At 48.4% G+C, this 21,428-nt stretch carries 8 protein-coding genes; 6 read left to right on the top strand and 2 right to left on the bottom strand.

Annotated elements, in window-relative coordinates:
* Window position 1: 1 nt before the first annotated feature.
* A complete protein-coding gene (locus tag P2H89_RS03705) occupies window positions 2–2,221 on the bottom strand; it encodes a Wzz/FepE/Etk N-terminal domain-containing protein (RefSeq protein ID WP_275825155.1) in 2,220 nt (739 codons plus the stop codon).
* Between the two features lie 169 nt (window positions 2,222–2,390).
* On the bottom strand, window positions 2,391–9,551 hold the full coding sequence (locus tag P2H89_RS03700; protein WP_275825154.1) for a fibronectin type III domain-containing protein: 7,161 nt from the start codon (window positions 9,549–9,551) through the stop codon (window positions 2,391–2,393).
* 499 nt (window positions 9,552–10,050) lie between these two features.
* Between P2H89_RS03700 and P2H89_RS03695 the strand changes: the two genes are divergently transcribed.
* The 6 genes from P2H89_RS03695 (at window position 10,051) to P2H89_RS03670 (ending at window position 21,022) form a co-directional block, all read left to right on the top strand.
* Window positions 10,051–11,250, top strand: coding sequence for a glycosyltransferase family 2 protein (locus P2H89_RS03695; protein ID WP_275825153.1), 1,200 nt, complete (start codon window positions 10,051–10,053; stop codon window positions 11,248–11,250).
* Between the two features lie 424 nt (window positions 11,251–11,674).
* Window positions 11,675–12,082: a response regulator gene (locus tag P2H89_RS03690; protein ID WP_275825152.1), complete on the top strand. Its 408-nt coding sequence runs from the start codon at window positions 11,675–11,677 to the stop codon at window positions 12,080–12,082.
* A gap of 40 nt (window positions 12,083–12,122) precedes the next feature.
* Window positions 12,123–13,292 (top strand): sugar transferase, encoded by a 1,170-nt coding sequence (locus P2H89_RS03685; protein ID WP_275825151.1) that lies wholly within the window; start codon window positions 12,123–12,125, stop codon window positions 13,290–13,292.
* 125 nt (window positions 13,293–13,417) lie between these two features.
* A complete protein-coding gene (locus tag P2H89_RS03680; protein ID WP_275825150.1) occupies window positions 13,418–14,323 on the top strand; it encodes a glycosyltransferase family 2 protein in 906 nt (301 codons plus the stop codon).
* Window positions 14,324–14,456: 133 nt separating this feature from the next.
* Window positions 14,457–15,662, top strand: coding sequence for a glycosyltransferase family 2 protein (locus tag P2H89_RS03675; RefSeq protein WP_275825149.1), 1,206 nt, complete (start codon window positions 14,457–14,459; stop codon window positions 15,660–15,662).
* 500 nt (window positions 15,663–16,162) lie between these two features.
* Window positions 16,163–21,022, top strand: a complete 4,860-nt coding sequence (locus P2H89_RS03670) for a PKD domain-containing protein (protein WP_275825148.1) — start codon at window positions 16,163–16,165, stop codon at window positions 21,020–21,022.
* The last annotated feature ends 406 nt before the right edge of the window (window positions 21,023–21,428 follow it).

Raw genomic sequence — 21,428 nt, 5'->3', positions numbered from 1 at the left:
CCTAAAGATCCATATTATTCACTTCCACATTATTCAACACCACGCCGACGAACTTATCGCCGGTACTGTTCAGGTATTGGATGGATTCTTTGTCGACCTGGCCGAGGGATGACTTCGCCGAAAAAACGGCGATAATGCCATCTACCCAGGTAGTAAGCTCCTTGCTGTCTGCATGTTTGTTGAGTGATGCACCCTCGATAAACACGAAGTCGTAACTTTCTGCGATCCTCGGCAGGTTTTCGAACAGGTTGTTCTTGGGCAATATTTCGGAGGGGGTATGATTGCCTTCGGCACAGCCTATCAGGTCGGTATTGGGAATGGCGGTCATGCTGGTAGAACCCCAGAATTTGTCCATTACATTGCCATTACCCGAAAAGCTAAACTGCTCCAGACTTGGCTTTGCCTCAAACTTACGTGTTAAGGTATTGTTCGAGAAGTTCGCATCGATGAGCAGTACTTTCTTCTTGGTCTGGCTAAGGCTATTGGCCAAAGCTTCAATCACTACAGTCTTTCCTTCCTGCGGTTTGGTACTGGTAACGAGGAAGATCTTCTTGCCACTGGTGGCCAGCTCGAAACGAAGTTTACGGAGGTTCTCCACAAAAAGAGCGCCTTCACCTTCCCGGTTGTTGTCGCCGTCCTGATCCTTGAAATAGTCATTCAGCGGCTTCTTTTTCAGGTTCAACTTGTTCAACACTGAAAGTGTCTTCAGCTTCGTGTTTCGTTGAAATATGGTAGGTGTTTTATACGATGAATCGAAGAACTCGAGAGCAATGATGATGAAAGAGGAAAGAAACAACATTAACATACCACACAGACCCAATACCAGTGAACGCTTGGAAGGTTCGGGAGCAAAAGGCGGTTGCGCTACGAGTATCGGCTTAAAGTTGTTCTGTGGGTTGATATCGAGGTCGAGCGAAGATTGAAGACTACGTTTCAATTGCTCATATTCCTGCGAGGCGATGCGCAGATCGCGTTCCAGGGCGTCCAGAATTACCTGGTCGCCTCCACCGGTCTTTGTAATTACTTCATAATCGTCTTTCTGACGGCCATACATTGCCACGTTCCCTTCAGACGCTATGATTTGTTGCTGCAATTCGGTTTTACGCGCTATCAGTTCTTCCTGCCGGGTTTGCGCCCTGTTCTTCTGTTGCTGCCTGTCTATGTTGGAACTACCGGTGCTCTTTAGCTGGGCAATCTTGCGCACATTGCCATCGATCTGTTCCTGTAATCTCCTGATATCGTCATCTGCTTTGCCATTCTTTTGGATCTCGAGGCCCTGGTTTTCTTTTTCGAGTGCAAGTATAGCTGCGTTGTTATTGACAAATGTATTGCCGGAGTTTTGGGTCGAGAGCAGCGCTAGTTGCTCATCTACCGATCTGATTTCACCGCGCATGTTATTGAGCTTGGCCAACTCCTGCTGGTAGTTGCTGGTTACGCTTTGAACTACCGACATAGCGGCCGATGCCCGCGCACCTACATCGGGTGTACCGATCTTTACGCGAAACGCTTTTAATCCTTCGGTAAGGCTGTCTACAGCTCTTTTCTTGGAGGCCGCCAGGCTGTCCAGTTTGGCAGCCGACTCCTGGTTGCGCAATCCGTAAATACTGTTGAAAAAACGGATGAATTGCTGGCCAATGGTATTGGCAATGAAAGCCGACATTTCGGGATTTTCCGAACGGCAAAGTATGTTTAAGTAATCGGTACGGTCGGCGCGAGAGATCATCAGTTTGCCCTGGAGGTATTCGGGCGCATAACCGTAGAGATACATCAGGTCGAAAACCTTTTTTTCTTCCGGATCGAAAGGGTTCAACAGTTCCATGTTGGCAACCTTACGGCGCAGTATCTGTTCCGCTTGCCCCTTGTCGACAACTTTATAGGTATTGCTGTTCTTTTGCTCCTCGGTCAGCGTGCGGAAAGGCTTGAGGTCTTCCAAGTCATGCAAAAGGACTTTATAGGAGAGCATGCCCATTACCTTGGGCGATTTGAAAGTTTCAATTACGTTATTAAAACGGGTCTCGATCTCGTAGAAGTTGATACCAGCTTCTTCCTTGATACTTACCTTTTGCTCCATCGTAAAACCAGTGGAGTACTGAGCCACCGAACCGTAGGTTTTAGGGAGGAAAAGTGTAAATATAAAGCCCGCTACTACTCCCAATACCGTACAACCGACAATGATCCATTTTTTGCGAAGCAGCGAGTACAATAGATACAACAAATCCATAAGGTTTCTTTTTTGTGTGTTTCGAGGTGAAAAAGTAGCAAAAAAAACCGGGAGACCATAATGGTTTCCCGGTTTTTGGTATAGTTAATCCTTTTTTTAAGCTAAACTCCCTGTCGGGAAAAGCGGTCCGTTTACCGAGGCTAAACGGACCGTATTCTTTATGATCGGGCTATTTGTTAGCCTTTACCATTTTACTTACCTGTACCGGTTTACCGTTCACATTTAAAGTGATCATGTAGATACCGGTATTGAGCTTACCGGAACCAGTGTTTACGCGGAGCGTATTGTAACCGGCTGCCAGTTTACCAAATGCCTGCCTGAACATCAGTTTACCGCTCAGGTCATATACATCTACTGATACATGGTTGTCGGCAGCTGTATTGTTGAAGTCCAGGTTGATCTGGTCAACGAACGGATTGGGATACATTCTGCCTCCGGTGATCTCCCTGTTGTTGGTAGCGGCAACCGTGCGGGCTGCTTCATCTTCCACTACAGTGGCAACCGATGTGCCATTGATCACTTCAGCACCGTTCAATACTGTTCCACCAACAGGCTGGTCGTCGTAAGCTTCGATGATGATACCACCATTGAAACCGTAAGCCGCTTCCTGTGTAGTTGAGAAGTTCAGCAACACCTCACCATTTGCATCAGCCTGTACATTACCGATGTAAACGATCTTGGTAGAGTTCATCCAGGAGTTCAGGTACACTGTTCTGCCATTGATGGTATAAGTACAAGTGTAGTTACCTGCGAACCAACCGTTGGTGCTCATACTTCCGAGGAAGCCGATACGGTAACGTCTTGCCTGGTTGAGGCCGGAAAGCTTCACTTGAGATTGCTGGGTATTGTCGATCCAGTAGTTGGATTGCAGTACCACATCAGGCGCAACACCCGAGTTATTGCCGGTGATCACACCGAAGTTGTTGTCGCCGTTCATCGTCTTCTCGATGCTGAGTGACAAACTGGTCGGTTGGTTTGACTGGTTTGGCAGGTTAGAGAACGTGAAGTTCTGGTTGGGCAGCGCAGCCAGGTTGTACCAGGGCGACGGTGCGTTGAACTCGGTAGCGAAGTTGAAGTTCACATAAGTGATTGCCTGCGGCGTGATGGTTTTACCAACATTGCTCCAATCGGTATACACACCACCAACTTTAGCGCGAACACGGTACCAGTATTTGGTATTGGGTGCAAGGCCAGTGCTGGTGTAAGTGGTTGTATTACCTGGCAGGTTTACGGCAACTGCAGTAGCAAAAGCCTCATCAGTAGCGCGCTCCAGTTGGAAGCCACCAGCTGCATCTTCATTCGCACTTCTGTCAGACCAGCTGAGGATCGCAGCGTTTCTGTCTTTGGGTTCTACATACAGGTTAACCGGGTTAAGGTTGATACCAGGTGCGAACTCTTCCAGTTGAATAGCTGTGATGAACATAAAGGTAGCGCTCGCAAACTGATCGAGGTTCACCGTGATCACACCACCAACCGGTGTCAGGTTGTTCAGGTTACCGGTGAGGTTGGTATTGTAGCTGGAATTGAGTGTATCGCTGGTGCTACCGGAAGAGTAGCGGGCAGATGCGTCGAGACCTTCGTTTTGTGAACCAACGATCACCACGTTGTAGCGCTTGCTGTTATCCAGGTTGTTGAAACGGATAGTTCTGGTAGTTCTGGTATTATCCCACAGACCGCTCTTCAGTACTACGTCGGGATATACACCGGTATTGTTGCCGGTATTATGACCCAGGTAAGAGATGCCGGTCCAGCCATTCACCATCTGGATGTTGAACGGAGTAGAGGTGTTGTTCTCGTCAACCAGGTTGGGCAGGGTATAACCCGCTCCGATATAACCTACTATGTTGTTCCATGGAGCCGGAGCTTCATCACCCCAGGTTGCGAAGTTAACATACACCGAACGGGTGTTCTTATCGCTTACCGCAATGGTTACATCGCTGGTAGCTTCACCACCGTGGTCGTCTGTTACTTTCACCGTGAAGGTAACTTTACCCAGGTCGCTGGCAGTTGGCGCCGCGATCAGCCTGTAGTTGCTACCACCCAGTGATTGAAGGGTAACGTAGGTAGGCTTGTTCACGATCGTCACCGTTAAGTTATCGCCAGCATCATCAGTTACTGTAAAGTCGTCCTGGTTATTACCGTCGGTTTTCAGTACCAGTGAAGGAGTAACTCCTGCTATTACAGGTTTGTTGTTGGCAGTAGTTGCAGTTGCAGTATCGCTCGATGCACCTGTGCCATAACCGTTCACACCTGCAACGTAATAGAAATATTGAGTAAATGGAGCAACATCCTGATCGGTGTAGGTAATTGCACCACCACCGAGTGTGTTCACCAGGGTGTAAGGACCAGCCTTCACCGTTGCACGGTATACCAGGTAAGAAGCCTCATTGTATGCTTTATCGCTCCAAGTGAGTTTCACACCGGTAGGCTCTGCTACCGCTACCAGGTTGGTAGGTTTAACAGGCGTAGTGCTGTCGTCGTACAGTGCGTCGATCACGAAGGAATTGAGTGTACCACCTACGTTGCCATTAGGGTCGCCGATCATCGTGATGATCACCTCACCGCTGGCATTAGGCTGAACCTGGTAGATCGTATCAGTCTTATTAGCGTTCATATAGAAAGGCACTACAGCTGTTTGAGCGCCGATCTTATAGGTAGTGAACGAATTGGCCTCTGTACCACAGAATGTACAGTTGTTGCTACCCATGAAAGTGAAGTTATAGCTTCTGCCGGGCTCTAATCCATATACGCGCATGCGGAGCGTATCAACAGGTGTTCCACCCTGCCAGCTATAACCCCAGAAGATTCCGTCTTTCATGACAGAGTTGGGGTATACTCCACCACCTTGCACACCGGCATCGGCAGCGCCGTAGATACCGCTGATCAGGTTAACACCCACGGTGCTGGTAGCACCCTTGGTATTCTTCAGGTTGGCCAGGTTGAAGAGACCGCCGCCACCAGTTTCCACATCATTCCATCCTGCACCTCCGGCGTTATTATACTTCATATTAATCTGGAAGGTCTCATTAGGATCCTTTTCACCCACTGTTATAGAGAAGGTCTTGGTAATCCAGCCGTCATAACCGTCATCTGCTTTCACAGTCATGCTGTATGTACCGGCAGCAAACAGGTTGGGGGTAAATGTTACAGACGCACGACCATTGCCGCTGTCTACGAGCGTAGCAAAAGAAGGCTTGTCAACAACCGTCCACACCAGTGTTTGATTTCCGTCGACATCAGTAGCTACCAGCGCCACCTTACGGGTTTCGCCTTCAGATACAGTCACGTTGGCAATGGGGCTGATGACCGGCAGGTTGTTGTCATTCACCATCATATTATATATAATGGTGTCTTTTCCGCCATATACATCTGTTACATACACGGTGATCGCATATGATCCCTGATCAACCACAGAAGGTGTTGATACGATATCGATGCTGTTGGCGGTAGCGTTCTGTGCTACTGCAAAGTATGGCAGGTTCTCGGTAGTGAATGACAGCGCATCACCATCGGGATCGTTGGCCACCACTGTGAGGGTGTGCGCCGTGTTGTACCTGATGGTAAAGTCACCGATATTGGCAAAAGCAGGAATGGTGTTCGGTGTTACAACCGAAACTTCATTGCCGTATCCCGAAGGAGCAGCAAGACCAGTTGCTCTTACCTTATAGAAGTAAGTAGCATTTGCAAACAGGGTGGTATCGGAGAAGGCAGCTGTACCGGCAGGTACGGTTGATATCAGGCGATAGTTGGTATTGTTCGAAGCCGAACGATATATCTCGAATCCTGTTTCGTCGTTTGAATTATCAGACCAGGCGAGGTTTACGGTAGAGCCTGACACTGCATTGGCTGTCAGTGAACCCGGAGCAGCCGGCGCAGAAGGCGTTACAAACGTAGTATCGCTGGCAGGCAGGTAAGAGAGATTCACGAGTGAAGCAATCTCATCAATTGCCAATGCACCATTGATCACATAGATATCATCCATCTGACCACCGAAGTAATCATTAGGTGTATTTGACTGATTAAAGGCATTGTCGGCATTATTGTTACCAGAATAGCCCAAACGTGAGTTGTTGTTGGTAGAGGCAGCCACACTGGTGAAGCCCAATGCATTGTTAGCCGCTACTTCAACACCGTTCAGGTAAACTTTCAGAGAGCCTACATTATATACTACAGCAACATGATTCCAGGCACCGTTCACCCAATTTGCATTGAAGTCGGTTGCTGAAGCAGTAGCCGTTTGGCGCGTGCTGGCGCTGGCGATACCAGCTTGTAATACACCGCCGGTAAAGCGAAGCGCGAGACCATTGGCGTTGCTGCCGAAGTCGAAGATCACTTTATTATTAGAGATCACTGTAGGCTTAACCCACAGGGCTACAGTACGTTTGGTGTAAGCACCATCGCTTGGGAACTGACCCGAACTGCTATTGTTGATCGTAGCATACTGGTTGGTACCGTTCAGGTTCAGCGCATGAGTGCCTTCCTTCACGCCAGCATTGGTATAAGTAGCACCAGTCAATGTCAGGGCACGGGCTGTGTTACCATTGTTATCAGCAGTGCTGTTGTTCACTTTCCAGTTGGCTTCGGTATAAGTACCGTTGTAGTCCGACTCATTGTTCAAACCGATAGCACGCACCTTGTAGAAATACTTGGTATTGGCCAGCAGGTTTGAATCGGTATAAGAGGTACCGGCTACCGTTGCTACCTGGCTGAATGTTCCATTCGCACTGGTAGAGCGAAGTATCTCGAAGCCAGTTTCATTGTTGCTGTTATCAGCCCAGGTGAGGTTGATTTTGGTATGACCAATTGCCGTAGCCACCAGTCGCGTTGGCACCGTCATCGTAGCTGCTACCTGGCCAGTAGCAAAGAGTACCGAGCTCGGGATAGCTTGCTTGGCCAAACCGGCATTGTTTTGCCAGCTCCAGGAAATGGCATCACTTCCGGTACCATCGAAGTAAGCGAGGGCAATCGGATGCAATCCTGCAGTGAGGGTAATGGTGCCTGTTTTGCAGGTATTGCCATGGGAGCCATCATTATTAATCAATGGCGTTTTTGAGAAGCCATAAGTTTGATCTACATACAAACGGCTTCCGTCGTCGGAACAAACTTCAAATGTATAGCTGGCAGTAGTAGGAACGTTGATATAACCTTCCCACAGGAAGCCAAAGTTATCGGTACGGAGTCTGGGCGTTACCACTGCATTCGACACAGATCCGGTTTTTGCCGGGAACAGGGCGTCGAAATTGGGCAGGTTGCTCCAGGTTGGTCCTTCGTAATATTTGTAGGTTAATCCATTATAAGTTAAAGCAGTCGTAGCTGTAACCTGGTTACTGGGTGAAGACACGTTACCGGCAAGGTCGCGTGCTTTTACCACGATCGAGTAAACCTGGTTGCTGTCGAGGTTAGAGATGATCAGCGACGTTTCTGTTGTCGTGTACATCTTGTTACCATTAACATATACATCATATTTCTCAACACCTACTTCATCTGTAGAACCTGTCCATGTAATATTAACATAGTTGGTGAAAGCACCTACCAGCGTCAGGTTCGAAGGAGCGGTGGGAGGCATATTGTCAACACCGGTCTTCGCATCCGCTTCATTGCTAACCGCAGCAGCTCCTGTAGTACCGATGGCGCGTACTATATAATAATATTGCGTATTTGAAGACAGGCCAGTATTGGCATAAGAAGTTGTATTGGCTGGCGCAATGGTTACCAACTGATAAGGTCCACCTGCCGTAGTAGCGCGGTAGATCTCAAAGCCGGTTTCATTCACAGGCGCGTTCGGATTATCGCTCCAGTCAAGTTGAATGCTTGTCAGCGACAAAGTGGTCGCTGAAAGGTTCTTAGCCGATTCAGGCTTGGGGCTACCATTCGCGCTGATTACAGTGTAAACACCGGAAGGCTGGGCACCGCAACCAAATTGCTCTACCACCTTAGCCGTATAATTACCAGGCTGTGCATTGAATGTTTGCTGGTTGCCAACTACAGTAGCACCTTGGAACCATTGGTAGGAAACATAACCATCAGGCAATTTCAACGATACTGTAGCACTGCCATCAGGTGCAGGCAGCACATTACTCTTCAAACCATTGATGGTTGGCATGGGAGTTTGCGTAACAGGCTTGGAGCTGATCACAGCTGGCTTTGGCGACCAGGAAGACCATGCTCCGGACGCTGTTCTCTTGAAACGCACGCGATAAGTACCAAAAGCTTTTACGGTTAATTCATTACCGTCTGCACCATAGCTAATGATAGCACTGTTATCTATAATGGTATTGACACCGCCGCTTCTTGAAGCGATGGTAACGCCATCTTTTTGCCACTCATAAGCGACAAATCCTTTGGAGATACCCAATTTCACATTGATCGGAGAATCGGGACAGTATTGATCTCTTTGAAAGAATATGAGCGGATTGGCTTTGTGACCTGCATTCATGAAGTCAACAAAACCAGGCTCATTCCAATGGTTAGTCCATACGCTGTGGCCGAGGTCGGGATACAGCGTAAACCTGACGTTTGAACCTCTTGTTTTTAAAGCATTGTATACGCCTTCTGAAAAACCCTGGGTTGGGTTGGAGTCTTTACCACCCGAAGCAAACCAAATGGGAATATGAACGAAGTCGTTAAAATTGGATTCGCCGGTAGCGGCAGCTGAAGGAGCAGCAGCAGCGACTCGGGTAGGATAAGCAGCTGTCAGGTACCAGGCAGCTGCGCCACCGTTTGACAAGCCATCCACAAACAACCTGTCAACGTCGCCTCTGGTATGTTTCACCAGAGAGTCAACGATAGCCAGGAACATGTTATAAGAATTGGTACCAACACCCCAGTTACTGGAACAGGTGCTGTTGGTGAGAGCCTGTGGGTAGATCAGAAATCCGTCGAAAGAGCCATTGTCTACTCTGTCGCGGAACAATTTACCGCCGTGCGTAAGCTGGCGCTCATTATTATAGATGCCTCCGTTGGAAGGACATCCAGGCTCGCCGGCACCATGCAGGAACAACATCATCGGATACTTCTTGTTGATGCTGTCGGCATTGGTGTAGCTTTTGGGGAATTTCAAACGAAAGCACAATTGTGCACCGTTGAGGTTGATGAAATACGCCTTGTAAGAAGACGCATCCCAGTTGCCGCTACCCGTACTGATACCGTTGGAGGCCACACTCACCCACTTTTGCAATCCCTGAATAGCGGGATTGGGATTGGTGGAGGTGCCCAACGCTGCAGCAGAGTTGTAGCGCACGATCGGGTCGGCAGGGTTAAAGACGTTTTGTGCTTGCATGGCAACACAAAACAACACACATGTTGTGGTAAGAAGTAGTAATCGCTTCATATTACGCTATGGTTAAAAACGTTATTTCAGTTTTGTAAGAAAAAGCTGAGCAACGGCTTTAAATGAGGATATGTCCCTTTTTTGTTACAGTAAAGGAGGCATATTGGAGCTGAGTAATAGGCTGGTTTTGTCTAAGAATAATGAGGTAAACACTAAGCGAAGGCCTTCCCAATGGATATTTGACGTGAGGCTTATTGGAGGTAAGCAAAAGTAGTAATCTTTTCTAAAAAGCGAAATTATTTAAACAATAACTTAGCGACAATAACCACTTCCGGGTATTTTTGATATTTATCAGTCCATACTCATCAGCGTAATACAACACTGGCAACTACCTGCTAACAAATAGATTAATGCCTCATGTATTGAACTTCCAGCACCGGCCTCTTAACGACTGCATAACAAGTTTACCGGACCATCAAGGATTAAGTTGCCGCGAAATAGGGATGTTTTGAAAAAAACGAAATAATATTGCGGCCTGATCGCTATGATCTGCTAACGCGTGATAACAACATTCATCATCATTTTCTGGATTAGCCTCTTCCTTATATTCTATAGTTATGTAGGGTATGGCATCCTGGTTTGGATCCTTGTAAAGATCAAATCAATATTGGCTCCATCCCGGAAACAAGTGGCACCCGATGGTCCCGAAGGCGGATGGCCTGCCGTGGCCCTGGTGATAGCGGCTTATAATGAAGAAGATTTTATTGAAGAAAAGATCTGCAATACCCTGGCGCTTGATTACCCGAAAGACAAGCTGGAACTGGTTTTCATAACCGACGGATCGAGTGACAATACACCTGCGATCATTGGCCGGCACCCCGGCATTTTGTTGTTACACCAGGCCGAGCGTCGCGGCAAGGTAGCCGCCATGAACAGGGCTATCCAGCACGTGAAAGCCCCCCTGGTCATCTTTTGTGATGCCAATACCCTGCTCAATACAGCCTGCATCAAAGAGATCGTTAAGCATTACGAAAACCCCAGGGTTGGCGGTGTGGCGGGCGAAAAGAAGATCTTACAGCGGGGAAAAGATGCGGCTGCAGCTGCCGGCGAAGGCCTTTACTGGAAATACGAATCATACCTGAAAAGACTTGACTCTTCATTATATACTACAGTAGGTGCAGCAGGCGAGCTGTTTTCTGTGCGGAAGGAACTGTTCGAAAAAGCGCCTGAGGGTACCATTATCGAAGACTTTGTTCAGTCTTTAAAGCTCGTGATCAATGGTTATGTGGTACGGTACGAGCCCAATGCCTATGCAGCAGAAGCTCCATCGGCCAGCATCAAAGATGAAATGAAAAGGAAGGTGCGGATTTGTGCGGGCGCATTCCAGGCCATGATCCTTTTGAAGGCTTTATTTAACGTATTCAGGTACCCCGTCGCCTCTTTTCAATTCATATCCCATCGCATTCTTCGCTGGACAGTTTGCCCGGTAGCCCTGCTGTTGCTGCTTTTTGCAAACGCGGCGATCGTATTGGCTGGCGGCGGATTGTTTTACCAGATCGTACTCGTTTTACAGGGACTGTTCTATTTGCTGGGGATTACCGGTTGGATCTATGCGAGCAGGAACATTCGTTTGAAAGCAGTATATATTCCCTTCTATTTCCTTTTTATGAACCTCTCTGTATTCATAGGTTTCAGCCGGTTCTTACGCAACAAACAAACCGTTTTGTGGGAAAAAGCGGCCCGCCAAAAGGTCGCGTAGTATTACGCTTTTTACATAAATACCCCTTTAGTGGTATTTGGAATTCAATGGCAAATAGTGATTTTTGCCATATAATAATAAGATAATAAGCGGAGAAATTTGGTTTATTAATTTTGTTTGCTACTTTTACCGGCGAATAGTAAACCACTCCCTCTTAGTTCAACTATCCTTTTGGAAACGGCGACTTTGCCAAGATGAAAAGATAGCAGCTTATTCTCGATCCCACGAATCCTTGAAATTCCCCTGTAACCTGATTTCACCATCAGATAATCCACATACCATCCTGTAAAAGCACGTCGCGGTTATTTGCGCACTGCTTGCCAAATCTATTATTGAATTGTTCAATACCTCTGTGAGCCATGTTAGTCCAAAAGCATGCCTGTTGAAAAATTGCGGTTTTTCTAAAGCTTAACTTATTCCCTGCATGAAAAAGCAAATACTCGCAATTGATGACAGTAAGGCTATACGGTTTTTGTTGCAAACGGTACTCGGCAAAGATTACACGGTGGTAACTGCTCCGGATGGTTGCTCAGCAATGTATTACTTATCGAAACGAAATCTACCCGACCTGATCATTACGGATGCACAGCTTCCCGATATGCAGGACTGGGAGCTGATCGAACAATTAACTACCAGCGGTATTTATCGTGATATCCCGGTAATGGTTATTTCTTCGATCGAAAAAGCTCAGGTAGAAGCCAAATGCCAGGAATTTGGCGTGGCACAATATTTTACTAAGCCTTTTAATCCTGTTGACCTTATAAAAGCGGTTGATCAGGTGATTAATAATAATTCCAAACTGGCCCCAGCGTATGTAGCGCACGCCAGTTAATTCGAAGTCCCAGCGTTTTTAATTTTCATAACCTTACTTTATGGAACTAACATTTTTACACGACGAGAAGACATCGAAGAGGGTATACAAGCATTTTACCATAAACGGCCAGCCTGCGCCTGCCACTTCAACAGAGCAGCACAAGCTGGAGTTCTTCTACATTGGTAAGAAAGCCGATAACATCGGCAACCTTATCAATGCCTTTGAAAGTGGTTATGCTGCCGAGTCGGTAAGCAATGCGAAATCCATGCTGCGGCGTTTGTTGAATCACTCCAAAAGCACCAACCTTCCGGATATCATTATCGTGGAGGCGCCGACCAGCATTGAACAATTGCGCGATCTGCACTTGTTCCTGCTTATGCACCGTGCACTGCTGCCCATCCCGGTGGTGGTAGAAGCATCCAACGCCACCCAAGCCGAGATTCAGCGTTTGAAAAATTATAGCTTTATCGATGAGATCATTTTCCTGCAGGACTACAATCGCCAGCGCTTGCTGCGCAAAGTATCCTTCCTGAAAAAGCTGAAGCATAAGCTGGCTCATGAAATGAATACGACGGCCATGGAAACAGCCCTCCAGGTTACTTCCCCGGCCAGCCCCATTCTCAAAAGAGCTTTCGACATCCTGATCTCTGGTTTATTGCTGCTGGCCCTCTCGCCTATTTTCCTGCTGATCGCTTTGGCGATCCGGATCGAGTCGAAAGGTTCCATCTTCTATATCGCCAAAAGAGCTGGTCGCGGATACAAGATCTTCGACTTCTTTAAATTCCGTACCATGTTCGTTGGTGCCGATGCGAAGATCAAGGAACTGTCGCACCTCAATCAGTACAGTTCAGGTGATGCAGGTGCCATGTTCTTCAAGATCAACAATGATCCCCGCATCACCAAGGTTGGTTTGTTCCTGCGCAATACTAGCCTTGACGAACTGCCTCAGCTCGTAAACGTACTGATCGGCGATATGTCGCTCGTTGGTAACAGACCTCTGCCCTTGTATGAAGCAGCGTCCCTCACCACCGACGAATGGGCAAAACGCTTCATGGCGCCAGCCGGTATGACCGGTCTGTGGCAGATCAAGAAAAGAGGTAAAGAAGAAATGTCGATCGAAGAGCGGCTGAACCTCGATATTGATTATGCCGACAGGTTTAGCTTCATGTACGATCTCTGGATCATGGCCAACACACCGTCTGCCCTGATCCAACGCACCAATGCCTGATGTGATTTTTATATAGTTCGAGAATTTCGGCCGGAAAGGAAATAAGGCGCTCAGTAACCAAACGATGCTCACCGCCTTCTCCCCTTTCCGGCTTTTTTTGTAGCTTACCCAAAAAGAAACCAGATATGAGAAAGGAACAGCCTTTCATATCCATCATTACCCTCAATTACAACCAAACGGACGTCACCTGCGACTTCCTGGCTTCTACCCGTAACCTCAAATACCGCAACTTCGAGATCCTTGTTTGCGATATGGCTTCGGCAGTTGATCCCAGTGAAAAGATCCTCGGCGGTAACTATCCCAATACACGCCTTTTACTCAGCAAAGAAAACCTGGGTTTTGCCGGCGGCAATAACTGGGGCATGCGACAGGCCAAAGGAGATTTCATGTTCATTGTAAACAATGACACGGAAGTTACCGATAGCCTGCTCGACGAATTGCTGAAACCCTTCTACGAAGATGAGTCCATTGGTGTAACCTGTCCCAAGATCAAATATTTCGATCAGCCCAATACCATCCAGTACGCCGGCTTCAATCCCATGAGCAGTTTTACCGGGCGCACCACCAGTATTGGAACGCATGAGGTAGACAAAGGCCAGCACGATGTATCGGGCCCCACTTTTGGTGCGCATGGCTGCGCTATGCTGGTGAGTAAAGAAGTAATAGACCGCGTAGGCATGTTTCCTGAAAAGTTCTTCCTGTACTACGAAGAATGGGACTGGTCGGCCAGGATACTGAAAGCCGGGTTTAAGATCTGGTACACGGCCAGTGCCGTCATTTACCATAAGGAATCCCTCAGTGTTGGAAAGGCAAACCCCATGAAGGTCTATTACCATACCCGTAACCGTATCTTGTATATGCGCAGGAATGCAGGCTTTTTCCCGTTACTGGTATTCACGGCCTATTTCGGCTTCTTTGCCCTTCCCAAGAATACGCTGACCTTTGTGTTGAAAAGGCAGTTTACGCATTTAAAGTTCTTTTTGAAGGGGGCTGCCTGGAACCTGTATTCATCCAGTCATTCGCCTGTTTAACAGGTTTCAATGACGCCCTATGGTCAAAAGGACGGCTGCCTAGACGAATGGAGTATGAAATGAAAGCCTGTGGCATCGCACTTGCGGCTACGGGATCCGGAGAGTAGCTTTACAATAAATAATCAGTGAGATCATGATCCAACAGATTTTACATATAATCTTTTTCCTTCTCTTTTTATACCTGGCTGTCTATACGGTCTACTTTTTCATAGTAGCCGTTGCGGGCAAGCTGATCAGGCCCCGGATTTACCAACCCCATCCCGACAAAAAGAGCATCGCCGTGGTAATACCTTCCTATAAGGAGGATCATATTATTATTAATACGGCGCAAAAGGCAGCCGCCCACGACTACCCCGTCGATAAGTTCAGGGTTTATATCGCCGCCGACCGCCTGCAACCGGAAACGGTAGCTCAACTGAAGCAGATTCCCAATGTAGAAGTACTGGAAGTATTTTTTGAACTGGGCTCCAAAGCACGCTCTCTCAATAAACTCTTTAACTGGATACCGGCCGGCCGCCACGAGGTAGCGATCATCCTCGACGCCGACAATGTGATGATGCCCGGTTGCCTCGAAAAGGTCAATGCTGCCTTCCAAAATGGTTTTCGTGCCGTACAAAGCCATCGCATGGCCAAAAATCTTAATACACCAGTGGCTGTATTGGATGCGTTGGCCGAGGAAACCAATAACCACCTCTTCCGCAAAGGGCAACGGGCCCTTGGCTTCTCCTCCTCCACCATTGGATCGGGAATGGCCTTCGAATTCCTCAAGATCAAGGACATCTATGACGATCAGGATATCCTGGGTAACCCCGCCTGCGACCGCGTGGTGGATTTCGAAACGATGAAGGCGGATATCTGTATTGAATTTATCGACGATGCCTATGTGCTGGATGAGAAGGTGGGCAATAAACAGGTATTTGAAAAGCAACGTACACGCTGGATAGAGTCTCAGATCATCCACCTCCGGTTGTTCTTTGATAAAAAGAGCGGCCACCTGCCCAAAACCAAAGACTACTTCAACAAACTGTTCGCTAACCTCGCAGCCCCCCGCCTGCTCTTCCTCGGCGGTTATTTCCTGGCATTTGCCCTGGCTGTTCTTGAATACCTCACTGGTTACTCCATCCTCTTTCCCGCACCGGTATGGTGGCTGGGACCGATGGGTCTATATGGCGCTACTTATATTATAGCCATACCGGGCAAGTTCTATTCCCGGCAAACAATGAAGGCTTTCGCCCATATACCCGTACTGGTTTGGTCGATGGTGAGGTCATTATTCAAGCTGAATGTGGACCGTAAAGAGTTTGTGCATACGCCGAAAGCATTTACACAGGACAACTAACTATCTCTATCGCACAACGCATTTAATAGTGATCAGGCAGCGAAAGCTGCCTTTTTTTATTGGCTGCATTTTGCTGCAATAGCCGAAACCCGCTACGGTGGCCCGTCCCAGAGGCCTTTCTTTGAGATATGTCAATAGCCTTCCTTCATTTATTTGTTTGATATATATCAAAAAGCAGATCAGGCATCAACGCTAATCAACATGTCTTTTTTTCCGCTACAATCCATGCTCGATTTTCCACATTTTATGCATTTATGATGTTGTAACGCGCATTTGGCCTCTATTTTGCGTTGAAAAGCTGCTTACCTACCACCCGCTAACCTGTTCCCTGTAAAACTTTCCTACGAATAATATTGCCTGTCTACTCTTTAAAAATGGCGTTCGTTTATGGCTCAACAGCTCCACTACTCTTGCATCCTGGTAGGATTATTGTATATTGTTATTCGTAATCCGGAAAGAACAGATTGTCCAAGGTATCCTAAATCTGAAAAATCGACCTTATGAAAAACTTTACCCATCACCCGTGGAGCAAGTGGTATGCCTATACCATAGCGGCGCTCCTGTTTTCCTTTTTATCATTTACTGGTTCAGCGCAACTGGTGGCTAAAAATCTCAAAGCAGCCAACGGCCAATCTATTGGCTTCTATGAGTATAAGCCATACGACTACAATCCTGCCCTGAACCCGAAGTATCCATTGATCATCTTCCTGCACGGGATTGGTGAACGCGGTAATGGTACTACCGACCTGCCGAGTGTGCTCGGAAACGGTACGCCTGCCGTGATCAAGGCCGGCCATTCCATGACCTTTACCTGGAATGGTAAAACGGAGACCTTCCTGGTATTGATCCCCCAGCTGTCCAGCAGCTATGGCTGGTGGCAAACTTTCTATGTAGATGAAATGATCAATTATGCGAAGGCCAACCTGAACGTTGATCCCAACAGGATCTCGCTGGCAGGTTTAAGTCTTGGCGGAGGCGGCACCTGGACCTGGGCTGGCGCTTCACTCTCCAATGCACAAACTCTCAACTGTATTGGCGTTTGTTGTGGTACCTGCGAGAACGTCAATTATTCCAACTACACCAATGCCAACCTGCCGGTATGGGCTTTCCACGCCAAGGATGATAAAACCGTGTCTGAGGGTTGTTCGGGCGGCGCCATCCAGGGTATCGAGAAACTCAATCCCGCAGTAAAGCCTTATTACACGGTATGGCCCGATGGTGGCCACTCCGTATGGGGACGCGCCTACGATCCCGGATACAGCTTCAATAACCCGAATATCTATGAATGGTTCCTTGGACAGAACAAAAGTCTTCCGGTTAACAAGCGCCCGGTGGTCAATGCCGGCGCAACGCAAACTGTAACGGTCAATTCAACAGTTACACTGAACGCCTCAGGCTCTACCGATGCCGACGGCAAACTGTTACGTTTCATATGGACAAAGAAATCTGGTCCCAATTACGGTAGCATAGCAACACCTGTAACAACCAACGGAATTACCACTGTAACCGGCCTGGTTTCGGCCGGCACGTATGTATATGAAGTGAAAGTGGTCGATGACCGGGCCGACTGGACCTACGGTACAGTGACCATTAATGTGGTGCCCGGCTCGGGGCCCAACCAGGCGCCTACAGCCAATGCGGGCAACGACCTTGGCCTTAACCAGCCCAACAGCGTCACGACCCTTAATGGCAGTGCCTCTGTTGACCCCGAAGGCAAAATGGCTTCCTATAGCTGGACACAGTTAAGCGGTCCTACGACCGTGGCTTTTGTCAACGCCAATGCAGCAAGTACCAATATCAGCAACCTTACGGCGCTGGGTACCTACTCATTCCGCCTCGTTGTGAAAGACCAGGAAGGTCTTTCGGGCCAGGACGATGTAAACGTTACTGTTTATGGTCCTAATGCTGTAGCTATTCCGGACGCAGGTCCGGATGTGGTGATCACCCTGCCCACCAACTCAGTAACGCTCGATGGTTCGAACTCTAAAGACCCGGATGGAAAACTCAACGGCTTTAGCTGGACCAAAGTAACAGGGCCGCCCGATTTCACGATCGCAAGCCCTAATGCCGCGAAAACGGATGTCACCGGACTGGTAGAAGGTGTTTACACTTTCAAGCTGACCGTAATGGACAACCTCTGGATTCCGGCAACGGACATCGTTCAGGTAACCGTTGTGAAGGGAAGCGGCAACGCAGCTCCCGTGGCAAAAGCCGGCAACGACATTACCCTCACACTGCCCGCCAACAATACAACATTGAATGGCCTTGGCTCTACCGATCCAAATGGCAATAACACCATTGCTTCGTATAAATGGACCTGGGTAAGCGGACCATCACAGTATACCCTGGCTGATGCCAACGCAGGTTCGACGGCCCTGAGTAACCTGGTGGCCGGAACTTATGTCTTCAGCCTCACCGTTACGGATAATGGCGGCCTTTCTCATAGCGACCAGATTCAGGTGATCGTGAATCCTGCACCACCCGTCAACCAGGCACCAGTGGCCAATGCAGGAACCGATATTTTTATTACACTGCCTACCAACAACACAACGCTGAACGGTTCGGCTTCCTCCGATCCTGATGGCAATAATACTATTGCAACTTACAAGTGGGCGCAACTCAACGGCCCTGCCCAGTTCACCCTGGCCAATGCCAATGCAGCGTCGACCGGATTGTCGAACCTGGTAGAAGGCACCTATACGTTTGAATTGACGGTTACTGATAATGGCGGTCTGAGTCATAAAGACGCAGTCGTGGTTACGGTGAAACCAAAGCCCAACCAGGCACCGGTGGCCAATGCAGGAACCGATATCTCTATTACACTGCCTACCAACAACACAACGCTGAACGGCTCGGCTTCCTCCGATCCTGATGGCAATAATACTATTGCAACTTACAAGTGGGCGCAACTCAACGGCCCTACCCAGTTCACCGTGGCCAACGCCAATGCTGCGTCGACCGGATTGTCGAACCTGGTAGAAGGCACCTATACGTTTGAATTGACGGTTACTGATAATGGCGGCCTGAGTCATAAAGATGCAGTCGTGGTTACCGTGAAACCAAAGCCCAACCAGGCACCGGTGGCCAATGCCGGAACCGATATTTCTATTACACTGCCTACCAACAACACCACGTTGAATGGTTCGGCTTCCTCCGATCCTGATGGCAATAACACCATTGCGACGTACAAGTGGGCGCAACTCAACGGCCCTGCCCAGTTCACCCTGGCCAATGCCAATGCAGCGTCGACCGGATTGTCGAACCTGGTAGAAGGGACTTATACATTTGAATTGACGGTTACGGATAATGCCGGATTGAGTCATAAGGATGCAGTAGTAGTGACCGTGAAACCCAAGCCCAACCAGGCGCCTGTTGCCAATGCCGGAAAGGATGTAAACATCGTTTTGCCCAACAACAGTACAACGCTCGACGGTAGCGGATCGACCGATCCCGATGGTAACAATACCATTGCCACCTATTCCTGGACTTTATTAAATGGTCCTTCTCAGTACACCATTGCCAATCCTGCGGCAGCCACCACTGCGTTGACTAACCTGGCGCAGGGCACCTATAATTTCCAGTTGCTGGTTACCGACAATGACGGCCTTACGTCTACCGATGTAGTGGTAGTGATCGTTAGTCCTACCCCCAACCAAACGCCGGTGGCCAATGCAGGTACGGATGTTACCCTGACCCTGCCCGCCAATAGCACGACACTTACGGGAACCGGTTCAACAGATCCGGATGGTAACAATACCATTGCTTCCTATACCTGGACCAAGGTGAATGGCCCCAGCCAGTTCACGCTGGGAGATGCGAAAGCAGCTACCTCCAGCCTGGGTGGTTTAGTGGAAGGTGTATACACATTCAAATTAACCGTCATTGATAACGGCGGTCTTTCGGCAGAAGATATCGTAACTGTTACCGTTAACCCGGCACCCAACAAGGCGCCAGTGGCCAATGCCGGCAGCGATATCAGCATCACCCTGCCCCTCGCCTCTATCCAACTGGATGGAAGCACGTCCAGTGATCCCGATGGTTCGATCGTTTCTTATACCTGGGTTATGACTGCGGGTACCGGTAATTTGACAATTATCAATGCCGCATCCAGCAAACCAGTACTGACCGATCTGGTAGCCGGTGATTATGAGTTTGAGCTGACAGTGACCGATAACAAGGGCGCTACTGCAAAAGACCGTGTGAAGATCTCCATAGCCCCTGCAGCGACGCCGGCTAATAAAGCACCGATCGCCAATGCCGGCAACGACATCAGCATCACTTTACCGGCCAATTCAATTCAATTGGATGGCAGTACATCCAGTGATCCCGATGGCACCATTGTTACTTATGCGTGGGCTATGACAGCCGGCGCCGGAAATTTGACAATTATCAATGCCGCATCCAACAAGCCCATTTTGACTGACCTCGTTGCCGGTGAATATGAATTTGAGCTGACAGTGACTGATAACAAGGGCGCTACTGCAAAAGATCGCGTAAAGATCTCGATCGCACCGGTGGCGACGCCTGCCAACAAGGTTCCCGTTGCCGATGCAGGTATCGATATCAGTATCACATTACCGGCAACTACCATACAATTGGATGGTAGCGCTTCCAAAGACGCCGATGGCTCTATCGTATCCTACGCCTGGGTAATGATAGCCGGCTCCGGAAATTTGACAATTATCAATGCCACTTCGAGCAAGCCGGTACTGAGCGACCTCGTAGCGGGTGAATATGAATTTGAACTGACACTTACCGACAACAAGGGAGCGAGCGCGAAAGACCGCGTGAAAGTATCCATTGCCCCGGCGCCCAACAAACTGCCGGTAGCCAATGCAGGCAAGGATATCATGATCGCCTTACCGCAAAATTCGGTGTTGCTGAATGGGCAGCAGTCGAGCGACGAAGACGGCGTAATTGCTGCCTATACCTGGAAACAGGTAAGTGGTAAAACGGTGCCCCTGGATGCCAATGGTGCTACAGCCAAGGTAACCAAGCTCGAGCCCGGTGAATACGTATTCGAACTGAATGTAGCGGATGACAGAGGAGCGGTGTCGAAAGACAGTGTTAAGGTTTCTGTTGTCAACAACATGCGCTACACGGAGAGTATCGTTGCGTATCCGAACCCCACGCAGGGCGCCTCGACGATCAATATTCGTTGTATCACTGATACACTGGGTATGGCCACCATTACGGTGATGGACCAGTTTGGACGTCCGCTGGAAGTACACAAGCGACTGAAGACGCTTGCTTACCAGGAGTTCCCGCTGTCGATCAGTCACCTGAGAAATGGTCTCTACTACGTGGAAGTGCAGATTGAGCGGAAGAAGCGCATGGTGGTAAGGTTCACCAAGCGATAATCGAAAACTCTTACAGTTTATACATGAAGACCGGGATGATCCAAAATCATCCCGGTCTTTTTTTGGACACGCGTAAACGATGATCGAATTTCATGTGCAAGAAAAATCCGGTATCGTTTTATGAAAAACTTCTACACACATGCGCTGTGGGCCTGCACTCCACGGGCCTTGCCAATAAAAATCTCTGTAGAAAGAGATACACACGATCTCCCTGCATTGTTACTAAATTATAATCCCGTTAAAAATATCCTAAGTTTTGATGGAGATTGGTATAGTAATTGTGACTTTTCTCGCCGGTCAATCTTTCCCTATTTAAGCTCGGTAAGTCCAATAATAAGGCTCTGTATTTTCACACGGTTAACCCCTACACAGTGAAGGTGGAGTAATTATAGCTAACCGACCGCCA

This window comes from Paraflavitalea sp. CAU 1676 (assembly GCF_029223285.1).
Lineage (GTDB): Bacteria > Bacteroidota > Bacteroidia > Chitinophagales > Chitinophagaceae > Paraflavitalea.
Note: the sequence above shows the minus strand (reverse complement) of the source record. Positions and strands in the feature narration are given on the sequence as shown.

What these genes read in the sequence shown, in the direction of transcription:
- P2H89_RS03685 (WP_275825151.1), top strand. Translation starts at nt 12,123, where the DNA reads ATGGAACTAACATTTTTACACGACGAGAAGACATCGAAGAGGGTATAC.
- P2H89_RS03690 (WP_275825152.1), top strand. Translation starts at nt 11,675, where the DNA reads ATGAAAAAGCAAATACTCGCAATTGATGACAGTAAGGCTATACGGTTT.
- P2H89_RS03670 (WP_275825148.1), top strand. Translation starts at nt 16,163, where the DNA reads ATGAAAAACTTTACCCATCACCCGTGGAGCAAGTGGTATGCCTATACC.
- P2H89_RS03700 (WP_275825154.1), bottom strand. Translation starts at nt 9,551, where the DNA reads ATGAAGCGATTACTACTTCTTACCACAACATGTGTGTTGTTTTGTGTT.
- P2H89_RS03675 (WP_275825149.1), top strand. Translation starts at nt 14,457, where the DNA reads ATGATCCAACAGATTTTACATATAATCTTTTTCCTTCTCTTTTTATAC.
- P2H89_RS03705 (WP_275825155.1), bottom strand. Translation starts at nt 2,221, where the DNA reads ATGGATTTGTTGTATCTATTGTACTCGCTGCTTCGCAAAAAATGGATC.
- P2H89_RS03680 (WP_275825150.1), top strand. Translation starts at nt 13,418, where the DNA reads ATGAGAAAGGAACAGCCTTTCATATCCATCATTACCCTCAATTACAAC.